12 protein-coding genes are annotated in these 12,438 nt (G+C 70.6%); all 12 read right to left on the bottom strand.

Translation table 11 applies throughout. The features are described 5' to 3' along the window. Positions 1–7 precede the first annotated feature (7 nt). Positions 8–997, bottom strand: coding sequence for a transcription termination factor NusA (gene nusA / locus SOM11_RS13280; protein ID WP_192058055.1), 990 nt, complete (start codon positions 995–997; stop codon positions 8–10). A 156-nt stretch (positions 998–1,153) separates the two neighbouring features. Next, entirely contained in the window at positions 1,154–2,917 is a 1,764-nt protein-coding gene (locus SOM11_RS13275; protein ID WP_320478324.1) for a proline--tRNA ligase, read from the bottom strand. Between the two features lie 44 nt (positions 2,918–2,961). Next, the gene (locus SOM11_RS13270; RefSeq protein ID WP_320478323.1) at positions 2,962–3,786 is read right to left on the bottom strand and encodes a hypothetical protein; all 825 of its coding nucleotides are present in this window, start codon (positions 3,784–3,786) and stop codon (positions 2,962–2,964) included. Continuing rightward, positions 3,783–4,847, bottom strand: a complete 1,065-nt coding sequence (locus SOM11_RS13265; protein WP_320478322.1) for a VWA domain-containing protein — start codon at positions 4,845–4,847, stop codon at positions 3,783–3,785. The genes SOM11_RS13270 and SOM11_RS13265 overlap by 4 nt, the downstream gene beginning before the upstream one ends. Continuing rightward, complete coding sequence (locus tag SOM11_RS13260; protein ID WP_243215114.1) at positions 4,844–5,845, bottom strand: vWA domain-containing protein; 1,002 nt, start codon at positions 5,843–5,845, stop codon at positions 4,844–4,846. The genes SOM11_RS13265 and SOM11_RS13260 overlap by 4 nt, the downstream gene beginning before the upstream one ends. After that, positions 5,836–6,318 carry a hypothetical protein gene (locus tag SOM11_RS13255; protein WP_320478321.1) on the bottom strand — a complete coding sequence of 161 codons (483 nt, stop codon included), beginning with the start codon at positions 6,316–6,318 and terminating at the stop codon, positions 5,836–5,838. Before SOM11_RS13255 ends, SOM11_RS13260 begins: the two co-directional genes overlap by 10 nt. Further along, on the bottom strand, positions 6,305–7,192 hold the full coding sequence (locus SOM11_RS13250) for a DUF58 domain-containing protein (protein WP_243215116.1): 888 nt from the start codon (positions 7,190–7,192) through the stop codon (positions 6,305–6,307). The genes SOM11_RS13255 and SOM11_RS13250 overlap by 14 nt, the downstream gene beginning before the upstream one ends. Before the next feature lie 5 nt (positions 7,193–7,197). Then, complete coding sequence (locus SOM11_RS13245) at positions 7,198–8,229, bottom strand: MoxR family ATPase (RefSeq protein WP_320478320.1); 1,032 nt, start codon at positions 8,227–8,229, stop codon at positions 7,198–7,200. A gap of 91 nt (positions 8,230–8,320) precedes the next feature. Then, positions 8,321–8,980: a methionine ABC transporter permease gene (locus SOM11_RS13240; RefSeq protein WP_192058070.1), complete on the bottom strand. Its 660-nt coding sequence runs from the start codon at positions 8,978–8,980 to the stop codon at positions 8,321–8,323. Position 8,981: 1 nt separating this feature from the next. Continuing rightward, positions 8,982–10,019: a methionine ABC transporter ATP-binding protein gene (locus SOM11_RS13235; RefSeq protein ID WP_320478319.1), complete on the bottom strand. Its 1,038-nt coding sequence runs from the start codon at positions 10,017–10,019 to the stop codon at positions 8,982–8,984. Between the two features lie 79 nt (positions 10,020–10,098). After that, positions 10,099–11,022: a MetQ/NlpA family ABC transporter substrate-binding protein gene (locus SOM11_RS13230; protein ID WP_243215117.1), complete on the bottom strand. Its 924-nt coding sequence runs from the start codon at positions 11,020–11,022 to the stop codon at positions 10,099–10,101. Between the two features lie 230 nt (positions 11,023–11,252). Beyond that, positions 11,253–12,401, bottom strand: a complete 1,149-nt coding sequence (gene ispG / locus SOM11_RS13225) for a flavodoxin-dependent (E)-4-hydroxy-3-methylbut-2-enyl-diphosphate synthase (RefSeq protein WP_182501110.1) — start codon at positions 12,399–12,401, stop codon at positions 11,253–11,255. Between the last annotated feature and the right edge of the window lie 37 nt (positions 12,402–12,438).

Here is a 12,438-nt window from a genome sequence, read left to right as displayed (position 1 = left end):
CATCCGCTCAGTCGTCTTCGAGGATGCTGTCGGGCTGGATGTCGATCCGCGCGCCCGTCAGCTTCGCGGCGAGGCGGGCGTTCTGGCCCTCCTTGCCGATGGCGAGCGAGAGCTGGTAGTCGGGCACGAGCGCGCGGACGGCCTTCGTCGCCTTGTCGATGACGAACGCCGACGACACCTTGGCCGGCGACAGGGCGCTGGCCACGAAGACGGGCAGGTCGCTCGAGTAGTCGACGATGTCGATCTTCTCGTCGTTCAGCTCGGTCTGCACGGCACGGACGCGCGCGCCCATCTCGCCGATGCAGGCGCCCTTGGCGTTGACGCCGGCCTCGGTGGCGCGCACGGCGATCTTGGTGCGGTGACCGGCCTCGCGCGCCAGCGACACGATCTCGACGACGCCGCTCGCGATCTCCGGCACCTCGAGCGAGAACAGCTTGCGGACGAGCGACGGGTGCGTGCGCGAGACCGTGATCTGCGGCCCCTTCGTGCCCTTGCTCACACCCGTCACGTAGACGCGGATGCGCGACCCGTGCACGTACTTCTCGCCCGGCACCTGCTCTTCGGGCGGCAGGATCGCCTCGATGGTGCCGAGGTCGACGTGCACCATGCGGGGGTTCGGCCCCTGCTGGATGACACCGGCGACGATGTCGCCCTCACGGCCCTTGAACTGGCCGAGCACCTTGTCGTCGCCGATGTCGCGGAGACGCTGGTTGATCACCTGCTTGGCGGCGAACGCGGCGATGCGACCGAAGTCGCTCGGGCTGTCGACGGACTCGCCGACGACCTCGCCCTCCTCGTCGCGCTCGATGGCGAAGACGGACACGTGGCCGGTCTTCCGGTCTAGTTCGACGCGAGCAGCCGGAACGCGGCTCTCGGGCTGGTCCGTGTGCTTCAGGTAGGCCGTGAGGATGGCCTGCTCGATGATGCCCACGAGCTCGTCGAAGGGAATTTCACGCTCGCGCTCCATGAGGCGCAGCACACTCAGGTCGATGTCCACTGAGGGCCTCCACTATTCAGATCTGCAGGCTGCACGCGCGGTGGCGCACACAGCATCCCCCTACGGTACCCGAGTGAGGGGCGACCGCGGGACGGCCGGCCCGGTCGACCCGCGCCTCCTGGGCTCGGAGCCGAGGAGGCGCGGGTCGACCGCCGCTCAGACGGTGCGGGGAGCCGAGAGGGTCGCGACCGCCTCGGCCACGGGCACGGGGGTCCGCTCACCGGTGCGGCGATCCCAGAGCTCGACGATCCCCTCGCCGGCGGAGCGTCCTACGACGACGATCTGCGGGACGCCCAGCAGCTCGGCGTCGCCGAACTTGACCCCGGGCGAGACCTTGGGGCGGTCGTCGTAGAGGACGTCGAGTCGATGCGCCTCGAGATCGGCAGTGAGCTTCTCGGCGACCTCGAACACGACCGGGTCCTTGCCGGTCGCGACGACGTGGACGTCGAAGGGCGCCACGTTCGCGGGCCAGACGAGCCCCTTCTCGTCGTTGTTCGACTCGGCGATGACGGCCAGGATGCGGGTCACGCCGATGCCGTACGAGCCCATCGTCACCGTGGCCTGCTTGCCGTTCTCGTCGAGCACCTTGAGCCCCAGCGCCTCGGCGTACTTGCGACCCAGCTGGAAGACGTGGCCGATCTCCATGCCGCGCGCCGTCTCGATGGGACCGGAGCCGTCGGGGGCGGGGTCGCCCTCGCGCACCTGGGCGGCCTCGATGACGGCGTCGGGGGTGAAGTCGCGACCGGCGACCAGACCGGAGACGTGCACGCCCTGGCGGTTCGCCCCGGTGACCCAGGCGGAGCCCTCGACGACGCGGGGGTCGACGACGTAGCGGATGCCCGAGTCCGACTCGAGTCCGAGCACCTGCGGGCCGAGGTAACCCTTGACGAGGACGGGGTTCTTCGCGAAGTCGGCGTCGCCCGCCGCGTCGACCTCGGCCGGTGCGAACGTCACCTCGAGTCGCTTCATGTCGACGTCGCGGTCGCCGGGCAGCCCGACGACGACGAGCTCGCGCGAGCCGTCGAGGTGACTCAGCGCCACGACGACGTTCTTGAGCGTGTCGCCCGCCGTCCAGTCACGGCCGTCGGCCCGGGGGTGGCTCTCGTTGAGCTGGTCGACGAGCGACGCGATCGTCGGCGTGTCGGCGGGCTCGAGCTCGCGCGCCTCGGGCAGCCCCTCGAGGGCGATCGACTCGGGCACGACGGTCGTGAAGGCCTCGACGTTGGCCGCGTAGCCGCCTGCGGAGCGCACGAAGGTGTCTTCGCCGACGGCCGTCGGGTGCAGGAACTCCTCGCTGCGCGAGCCCCCCATCGCCCCGGCGTCGGCCTTGACGATCACGTACTCGAGACCGAGTCGCGTGAAGATGCGCTCGTAGGCGTCGCGCTGGGCCTGGTAGCTCGCGTCGAGACCGGCGTCGGACACGTCGAACGAGTAGGCGTCCTTCATGGTGAACTCGCGACCGCGCAGGAGCCCGGCACGCGGACGCGCCTCGTCGCGGTACTTGTCCTGGATCTGGAAGAGCGTCAGGGGCAGGTCCTTGTACGACGAGTAGAGGTCTTTGACCAGCAGCGTGAAGGCCTCTTCATGCGTCGGCGCGAGCAGGTAGTCGCTCCCCTTGCGGTCTTTCAGGCGGAACAGCGCATCGCCGTACTCGACCCAGCGGCCGGTGACCTCATAGGGCTCGCGCGGCAGCAGAGCGGGGAAGTGCACCTCCTGAGCGCCGGCGGCGGTCATCTCGTCGCGGATGACGGCCTCTATCCTGGCCTTGACCCGGAGACCGAGCGGCAGCCAGGCGAACACGCCCGGGGCCTGGCGTCGGATGTAGCCGGCGCGGACGAGGAGCCGGTGGCTCGTCACCTCGGCATCGGAGGGATCTTCACGGAGGGTGCGGACGAAGAGCTGGGAGAGGCGTGTGGACACCGCTCCAGTTTAGGGGCGCACCCGGCGGCGGCGACGGTCGGGGCTCACCAGGGTCGCCCGTCGTACTCCCCCGGGTTCTGCTCGTAGTACCGCTGACGGTCGTTCTCCTGCTGCTGGTCGCGCTGGCTCTGCTCGCCCTGCTCGCGCAAGCGGTCGAGGGGGTCGGCGGACCCGCTGCCGCCTCCGTCCCCCTCGTCGGCGTCGCCGCCCTCGGGCTCCCCCTCGTCGCCCTGCTGCGGGTCGCCGCCCTGCTGCTCGCGCTGCGCCTCCTGCTCCTTCTCGCCGAGACGGCCGTCGGCCTCCTCGAGCGGTTCGGACGTGTCGGGCGCTCCCTGCTGCTCTGGGGGCTGGAAGCAGCCCTCGGGAGCCTCGTCGATGGCCTTCGCCCCTTCGAGGAACAGCGCCTCGGCGTCGTCGTACCGGAGTTCGAGCAGCGCCGCGTCGCCCTGCGCCTCGATGGTGAGCACGAGGTCGGTGCGGATGACGCACGAGATGGTCGGGTCGTCGGGTGCCAGCTCGAGCGCGGCGCCGAACTCGCGCCGGGCGACGTCGAGCACGCCGATCTGCGCGTAGCCGGTGCCGCGGTCGAAGTGGTGCACCCAGGGCTCGACTAGGTTCGCGACGCCGAGCGGCTCGCTCAGGGTCGTGCTGCGCTCGTAGGCGCGGTCGTCGTAGGCCCACTGCGTCAGCCCCGCGAAGACGGGCATGCTGAGCAGCTTCAGCGCGACGAGCAGGACCACGAGCACCACAGGCAGCGACCAGCCGAGCAGTCGTCGTCGGAGTCTCCGTCGGTAGGCGGTGATCCTGGCGTCGTCGAGCGTCGAGGGGCCGTGGTCGTCGACGGGCGGCGGCCCGAGCAGGGCCGTCATGATTTCGACCTCGTCGACGGGACCGGAGCCGGGGAGGCGCGGGTCGGCTCGTCCCGCCGCCCCCCGCGGATCTCGCCGAGCGCGCGCAGCACGAGCGCGATGTCGACGAGCACCAGCAGGAAGAGGGGCACCGCGGCGATCCAGTACAGCTCGGTGACGTTCTCGGCGCGGGCGTCGGTCGAGGTGACCCGCCCGTCGCGCGCGTCGGCGACGGCGGAATCGACCGGGGTGGCGGCGTCACGGTGCACGTACGGGACGCCGAGCTGCGTCGCGATGGCGCCCAGCGCCTCCTCGTCGATGCGGGACACCGCGTCGGGCGAACCGGCCCGCGTGCCGTCGACGATGTACTCGTCGGCCGAGTAGTCGTCGCCGTAGCCGTCGAAGACCTTCATCCGCCCGCCCTCGTCGGTGCCGTAGCCGAAGACCGCTCCGCCGTCGACGTCGCCGGCGGCCTCGTCGAACGACTCGGGTTCGGCGTCGGCGGTCTGCTCGCCGTCGCCCAGGTAGTAGACCACGTTGGCGCGTCCGGGGTCGGTCTCGCGTGCCTCGGCCAGACGCTCGGCCAGGAGGTCGTTCGCCTCGCTGATCGAGCTGCCGGTCGAGTAGTACGTGATCTCGCGGTTCATGACCTCGACGGCCGTCACGACGGCCGCCGCGTCGTCCGTGAGCGGGGTCCGCAGCACGGCGGTGCTGTCGAACGAGATGAGCGAGAACCGGGCGCCGGCCAGCTGCTCGGCGATGGCCGTCACGTCGGCGCGCACGCCGTCGAGTCTCGGCTCGCCGTCGCCCCAGTCTTCGGCGGCGATGCTCGACGTGGTGTCGACGACGAAGAAGACGTTGAGGTCGGCGGACGACGCCTGCGCCGACCCGCCGGGCAGCCCGGGCCGCGCCGCGATCACCACGAGCAGACCGACGACGGCCAGGCGGCGCGCCCAGGCGGCTGCGAGCCGACGACCGCGCCGCTCGGCCGCGAGACGCCAGACCGCGAACCCGCCGAGGAGGACCCCGGCGACGGCCAGCAGCCACGTCGGCAGCACGGGGTCGAAGACGATCGACGTCACAGCCGCACCCGCCAGAGGAGCACCAGGGCGGCCAGCGCCGCCACGAGACCGGCGATCGCGAGACCGACGGGGTCGTCGGTGACCACGAGGCGCCGGGCGCCGGTGAACAGGCCGGCCTCGCGCGCGTCGATCTGCTCGACGATGCTCGCGACGCTCGTGTCGTCGTCGAGGGCGTAGTAGGCGCCGTCGGTCGCCTCGACGGTCGTCTTCAGCTCGGTCGCGACCTGATCGGCGACGGCGTCGGTCGAGTAGTCGGCCGGGTTGAGGGCGTAGACGCGGACGTCGCGGTCGGTCGCGAGCTCGCCGGCCTCGGGCAGGGTGACGAGCGCCTCGCCGTTGACGTAGTTGTCGGTCGCGAGGATGACCGAGCGGGGTCTGGTGCTCTCGCCGTCGTCGTCGAAGCCGAGCACGCACGAAGCCAGACCGTCGCCGATCAGACTGGCCCCCTCGCCGAGGTCGGTGCCGGACCAGTACCGCGTGCCCTCTTCTCCGACGGTGTCGAACGACTGGCGGTAGAGCTCGAGCTGGGTGCGGACGAAGTCGTAGTCGTCGGTCAGCGGGAAGGCCGTCACCGACGAGCTGTCGAACAGCGAGAGTCCGATCCGCTCGCCGTCGAGCCCCTCCGCCAGCCGACCGAAGGTCTCGACGATCTGCGAGTCGACCTCGGTCATCGACCCCGAGACGTCGAGGCAGAGCACGATGTCCCGCTTGAACGACGGGGGCTCGACGACGTCGACGCTCGAGACGCGCGACGCGAGCAGCGCCGCGACCCCGCCGAGCCCGACGAGGGCCACCAGGGTCGCGATCAGGACCAGCCGGTAGCGGGCGACGAGACGGCGGTAGACGGGGAGGCGCGTGAGGCGTTCGCCGTGCGCCACGGGTGTGCCGAGGCGCCGCAGCCGATCGCGGTCGCCGCGCCGACGGCGGACCACCAGCACGGCCGCGACCGCCACGACGACCAGCAGCACCGGCGGCATCCACCAGAAGATCAGCCCCACGTCCGCACGACCTCTCGGGCGGTCTCGAGGGCCCGGGCCGGGTCCCCCGGGTGCAGGCGCTGGAAGGCCGGCGGGTAGAACTGCTCGACGGCGCCGGTCAGCCGTGGCAGCTCCGTCTCGCGGAGGTCGGCCAGGGTCATCACGTGCGTGTCGACGCCGTCGGTCTCGTGCACGAAGAACCGGAGCAGCAGACTCAACCGCGAATGGACGGCCCGTTCGTCGAGCTGACCCCGCTCGGACGCCATCGCCACGTCGTCGATCAACCCGAGGTAGCGGGCTCGCAGCGACGGGAGATCGACCGCGGGCCGACCCCGGAGGGCGAGCCGTGCCTCCGGAGGGAGCCGCCGGGCCGAGAAGCGCACGACGAACACGTACCAGCCGGCGATCAGTGCCAGCAGCAGCACGCCCACGATGGCGTAGAGCAGCCAACCCTGGTACTGGTACGGGCCGAAGAAGCCGTTATCGTCGAGCACGGCGGTGCTTCTCGATCAGGGTGAACAGGGCCGCGACGACCTCGGCACGGCTCCCGACGCGTTCGCTGCTGATGCCGAGCGCGCGGAGCCCGCGCTCGGTCTCGTCGTGCAGGGTCTCGTCGGCACGGTCGAACTCGACCCGCAGCTCGCGGTTCTCGCGGAGGTAGGCCGGGAGACCGGCCATCTCGTGGACGTCGAACACCTCGGACGCGCGACCGCCCCGGGTCATCAGGTCGGCGTCGCCGACCGTCAGCCAGACGATCTCATGCTGCGCCCGGAGACGTCGGAGCAGCCGGGAGAGCCGGTCGTCGAGGGGGACGTCGTCGGTGACGACCAGCAGCATCGACCTCCGGCGGATGCCACGCGCGACCCAGTCGAGCACCCCGACGAGATCGCTGCGCGCCGAGTCGAGCGACACGCGCCGGTCGATCTGCCTCAGCAGCATCTCGAGGTGCGCCTCCGTGCCGCCCGACGGGAAGGCGCGGGTGCCCGACTCGTCGCCGGCGACGAGCGAGACCGTGTCGCCGTGCGAGGCGGCGATGTAGCCGAGGGCGCCGGCCGCCATGACGGCGATGTCGCGCTTCGTCTCGCCGCCGGCCGCGGTCGCCGCCATGTTGCGCCCGGTGTCGACGACGAGCACGAGATGCTGCCGGCGACTCGCGATGTACCGCTTGACCAGCGGCTCGCCGTGCCGCGCCGTGGCCTTCCAGTCGATGTCTTTGACGTCGTCGCCGGCCACGTAGGCGCGGAGATCGTCGAAGTCGTGGCTGCGACCGTGATGGATCGACGCGTACCCGCCCTCGAGCAGATCGAGCGATCGACGGTGCGCGCGGAGGGACATGGTGGTCCGCACCCGGAGCAGCAGGCTGGGCACGGTCGTCAGGGGGTCTGGACGGCGGCGAAGACCGCGTCGATGATCGTCTCGGGCGCGATCTCGTCGGCGGCGGCCTCGTAGCCGAGGATGACGCGGTGCCGCAGCACCCCGTGGCGGAGGTGCTTGACGTCTTCGGGGATGACGTAGTCGCGGCCGTGCAGCAGGGCCAGCGCCCTCGCGGCCTGCGTGAACGCGATGCTGCCGCGGGGGCTCGCCCCGAACTCGATGTAGTCGGCGAGGCTGCCCGGCAGGTACTGCTGCGGGTGGCGGGTCACGTAGACGAGCTGGACGATGTAGTTGACGATCGAGGGGTCGACGTAGACCCGTCTCGCCAGCCCCTGCAGGAACACGACGTCGTCGAGGGAGACCCCGGATCGCGGCTCGGGTGTCGCCTCGTCGTAGACGCCCGCCTCGATGCGACGGATGATCTCGGCCTCTTCGGCCGGTGACGGGTAGTCGAGCACCTCTTTGAGGAGGAACCGGTCGAGCTGGGCCTCGGGCAGCTGGTACGTGCCCTCCTGCTCGATGGGGTTCTGGGTGGCCAGCACCAGGAACGGATGCGGCAGCCTGTGCACGACGCCGCCGATGCTCGTCTGCCGCTCTTGCATGGCCTCGAGCATGGCGCTCTGGGTCTTGGCGCTCGAGCGGTTGATCTCGTCGAGGAGGACGAAGTTCGAGTGGACGGGCCCCAGGCGCGTGACGAAGGTGGACTGCTGGGCGTCGTAGATCTGCGTGCCCGTGATGTCGCTGGGCAGCAGATCGGGTGTGCACTGGATACGCGTGAAGCTCGCGGCGACGGACTGCGCCAGGGTCTGCGCGGCGGTCGTCTTGGCGAGACCCGGGACGCTCTCGAGCAGCACATGCCCGCCCGTGAGCAGGGCGATGAGCAAGGTGTCGCGGAGCGACGTCTGCCCGACGACCTTGCGGGAGAACGCCTTCGAGACGGCCCCCACGACGTCCCGGGCCCGCTCGAGCTCGGCCGGAGCGATCGGACCCCGGGCGGGAGCAGGAGGCGGGGGCGTCGTCGTGTCCGTCACCCGCCCACTGTAAACCAGGCCGCCGACATGCCCGCCGGGTGGATCACCGGTCGCGGACGACCGCCACGGGACGCCTCCGACACCCGCCGGGTCAGCGGCGCAGCGCCTTGCGGGCGAGGGTGTTCCCGAGGAACTGCACCAGCTGCACGAGCACGATGATCAGGAGGACGGCCGCCCAGGTGACCACCGGGTCGAACTGGCGGTAGCCGTAGAGCAGGGCGAAGGCTCCGAGTCCGCCGCCGCCGACGTAGCCCGCGACCGCGGACATGTCGACCAGCGCGACGAAGATGAACGTGTAGCCGAGCACCAGCGGCCCGAGCGCCTCGGGCAGGATGATGCTCCGGATGATGCGGAACGGTCCGGCTCCGGCGGCCCGGGCGGCCTCGATCACACCGGGCTGCACCGTCAGCAGGTTCTGCTCGACGATGCGGGAGATCGCGAACGACGCCGCGAGCGACAGGGTGAAGATGATCGCCGCGTTGCCGACCCCGCTGCCGACGGCCACCCGGGCCAGCGGCTGCGCGGCGGCCAGGAAGATGATGAACGGGATGGGACGGAAGACGTTGACCACCACGTTGAGCACGCCGAAGACGACCCGGTTCGCGAACAGCGCTCCCCCGCGCGTCAGATAGAGGGCGAGACCCAGCACGAGTCCGCCGATGCCGCCGAAGAGCAGGGTCAGCGCGACGATGTAGACGGTCTCGTAGGCGGCCTGCCAGAGCAGGGGCTGGAGTTCGATCAGGGAGTCCATGTCAGCGTCCTTCCGGGGTCGCGAGCTCGGTCGCGGCCGGTCCGAGCTCGGCGAGGGCGTCGTCGACCGACGAGGGCGCCCCCGACAGGGCGAGCGTCAGCGTGCCGAACGTGCGACCGGCGATCTCGTCGATGCCGCCGTAGACGATCTCGAACGCGACGGAGTGCCGCGCGAGCACGCCGAAGACGTGCCCCTGGTCGACCCCGCCCTCGGAGACCCGCACGGTCACGAGTCGACCGGGGTGCCGGGCGCGCAGCGCCGAGAGCTCGTCTCCGGCGGGGGCGCCCGCCACCACCGTCGACACGAACCGCCTCGTCGACGTCTCGCGCGGCGACGAGAACACGTCGAAGGTCTCGCCGATCTCGACGACGCGGCCCCTGTCCATGACCGCGACCCGATCGGCGATCGACTTGATGACGTCCATCTCGTGGGTGATCACCACGATGGTGATGCCGAGCTCGGCGTTGACGCGTCGCAGCAGCCCCAGCACCTCCTGGGTGGTCTCGGGGTCGAGGGCGCTGGTCGCCTCGTCGGCGAGCAGGATGCCCGGCGACGTCGCCAGTGCCCGGGCGATGCCGACGCGCTGCTTCTGCCCGCCCGAGAGCTGATCGGGGCGGGCGTGTGCCTTGTCGGCCAGCCCGACGAAGTGCAGCAGATCGCTGATCCGCCGCTGGTGCTCGGCCTTCGGCACGCCCGCCGCCTTCAACGGGAACTCGACGTTGCCCCAGACCGTCTTCGACGAGAAGAGGTTGAACTGCTGGAAGATCATGCCGATGCCGGCCCGCTTCACCCGGAGCTGCCGCTCGGACAGACCGGTGATCGGCGACCCGTCGATCTCGATCCGCCCGCTCGTGGTGGGCTCCAGGGCGTTGATCAGTCGCACGAGCGTGCTCTTGCCCGCCCCCGAGTACCCGATGATGCCGAAGATCTCGCCGTCGGCGATCTCGAGACTGACGCCGTCGACCGCCGTCAGCGGAGCCGCGCCCTTCTCTCGGGGCGGATACGTCTTGACGACGTCGGTCAGGGTGATGGCGGGCATGGGTCTCCTCGTCACGGGGGGAACGGAGCCGACCCGCGCACCGGAACGGCACACGGGTCGGACGGGGTCGAGGGCGGCGTCAGCCGTTCTGCTCGACGAGCTCTCGCGTGTCGTCGAGCGACGACTGGAGGTCGGCGACCGGCACCTTGACGGTCACGGCGGTGCCGCCCGAGTTCTCGACGACGCCGTCGGTGACCGACTGGGTGTCCTGATAGATCTCGACGAGCTTCTTGTAGGTCTCGTCGTCCTCGTCGGCCTCACGGGCGGCGAAGACGTTGACGTAGGGCAGCGCTGCCGGGTCGTTGGGGTCGTCCTGCGCGATGACGTCCTCCGACGAGAGACCGGCCTTCGTGGCGTACTCGTTGTTGATGATCGCCCCGTCGAAGTCCGGGAGCGACGTGGCGGCCAGGTCGGCGGCGACCGGCGTGACCTGGACGGTCGAGGCCTCGGTGTCGATGTCGTTGATGCCCGAGAAGGCGTCGCCGCCGCCCTTCAGCTCGATCAGGCCGTTCGACTGGAGCACGAGCAGCGACCGCGCCAGGTTGCTGGCGTCGTCCGGGACGGCGATGGTGTCGCCCTTCTGGAAGTCGCTGACGTCGGTGTACTGCTCGGAGTACAGCGGCAGCGGGTAGATGGCCGTCGAGCCGATCGGCACGAGGTCCGCGTCAGCCGCGACGTCGTACTGCGCCAGGTACACGATGTGCTGGAATTGGTTGAGGTCGACCTCGCCCTCGGTCAGCGCGGGGTTCGGCTGCTCGTAGCTGCCGAAGTCGACGAGCTCGACGTCGATGCCCTCGTCGGCGGCCGCGTCGACGAACGTCTGCCAGTACGGGTCGCTCTTGCCGACGACGCCGATGCGCACGGTCTCGTCGCCCGATCCGCCCCGCGAGACGGCGAAGCCGATCCCGACGGCGGCCAGCACGAGCACGACGACGACGATGATCGCGATGAGGCGGCCCGGGCCCTTCTTCGGGGCGTCGATCAGGGGGGTGGCGTCGGTCATGGGGATCCTCTCGATGGCACAGGGAAGCCCCGAGGCCGGCTGCTGTGCGGACCATCGAGGCACATCCATGATGACGCACCGGGGCGGCACCCGCCCACGCGGGGGTCACACGGCGACACATGCGACGGCGAGCGGTGGCGTCGCCGGGCCGGGACGCCGAGGAGGCGCGGTGCAGGTCGACCTGCACCGCGCCTCCTCGGCAGGGGCGCCTGGCACCCCGTGGCTCGCGTCTAGACGGTCAGCACCTGCGGTGACCCGGTCTCGCCCGGGGGCATCTCGGCTGCGAGACGGTTCGCCTCGTCGATCAGGGTCTGGACGATCTCGGACTCGGGGACGGTCTTGATGACCTCGCCCTTGACGAAGATCTGGCCCTTGCCGTTGCCGGAGGCGACGCCGAGGTCGGCCTCGCGGGCCTCGCCCGGGCCGTTCACGACGCAGCCCATGACGGCGACGCGCAGGGGCACGGTCATGCCCTCGAGGCCGTCGGTGACGTCGTTGGCCAGCTTGTAGACGTCGACCTGGGCCCGACCGCAGCTGGGGCAGCTGACGATCTCGAGCTTGCGCTCGCGCAGGTTGAGCGACTGGAGGATCTGCAGACCGACCTTGACCTCTTGCGCGGGCGGGGCGCTGAGGCTGACGCGGATGGTGTCGCCGATGCCCTCGCCCAGCAGGATGCCGAACGCCGTGGCGGACTTGATCGTGCCCTGGAACTCGGGGCCGGCCTCGGTCACGCCGAGGTGCAGCGGCCAGTCGCCGCGCTCGGCGAGCTGACGGTAGGCCTTGACCATGACGATCGGGTCGTTGTGCTTGACCGAGATCTTGAAGTCGTGGAAGTCGTGCTCTTCGAAGAGCGAGGCCTCCCAGACGGCGGACTCGACGAGCGCCTCGGGGGTGGCCTTGCCGTACTTCTGCAGGATGCTCGGCTCGAGCGACCCCGCGTTGACGCCGATCCGGATCGAGACACCGGCCGCCTTCGCCGCCGCCGCGATCTTGCCGACCTGGTCGTCGAACTTGCGGATGTTGCCGGGGTTCACCCGGACGGCCGCGCACCCGGCGTCGATCGCCTGGTACACGTAGTTCGGCTGGAAGTGGATGTCGGCGATGACAGGGATCTGGCTCTTCTTCGCGATGATCGGAAGGGCCTCGGCGTCGTCGCGACTGGGCACGGCGACACGGACGATGTCGCAGCCGCTCGCCGTGAGCTCGGCGATCTGCTGCAACGTGGCGTTGATGTTGGGCGTCGGCGTGGTGGTCATCGACTGCACGCTGACCGGGGCGTCACCGCCCACGAGGACCTTGCCCACCTTGATCTGCCGCGTCTTGCGGCGCGGGGCGAGGACTTCGGGGACCTTCGGCATTCCGAGATTGACTGCTGGCACGAGCCCAATCGTAAACCTCGGCGCTGGGCGCCGAGTG

The organism is Frigoribacterium sp. CFBP9029 (genome assembly GCF_034045305.1).
Taxonomy (GTDB): domain Bacteria; phylum Actinomycetota; class Actinomycetes; order Actinomycetales; family Microbacteriaceae; genus Frigoribacterium.
Note: the sequence above shows the minus strand (reverse complement) of the source record. Positions and strands in the feature narration are given on the sequence as shown.

Bases quoted from the DNA above. Each gene is read 5' to 3' on its own strand.
- SOM11_RS13270 (WP_320478323.1), bottom strand. From the start codon at position 3,786: ATGACGGCCCTGCTCGGGCCGCCGCCCGTCGACGACCACGGCCCCTCG.
- SOM11_RS13240 (WP_192058070.1), bottom strand. From the start codon at position 8,980: ATGGACTCCCTGATCGAACTCCAGCCCCTGCTCTGGCAGGCCGCCTAC.
- SOM11_RS13235 (WP_320478319.1), bottom strand. From the start codon at position 10,019: ATGCCCGCCATCACCCTGACCGACGTCGTCAAGACGTATCCGCCCCGA.
- SOM11_RS13230 (WP_243215117.1), bottom strand. From the start codon at position 11,022: ATGACCGACGCCACCCCCCTGATCGACGCCCCGAAGAAGGGCCCGGGC.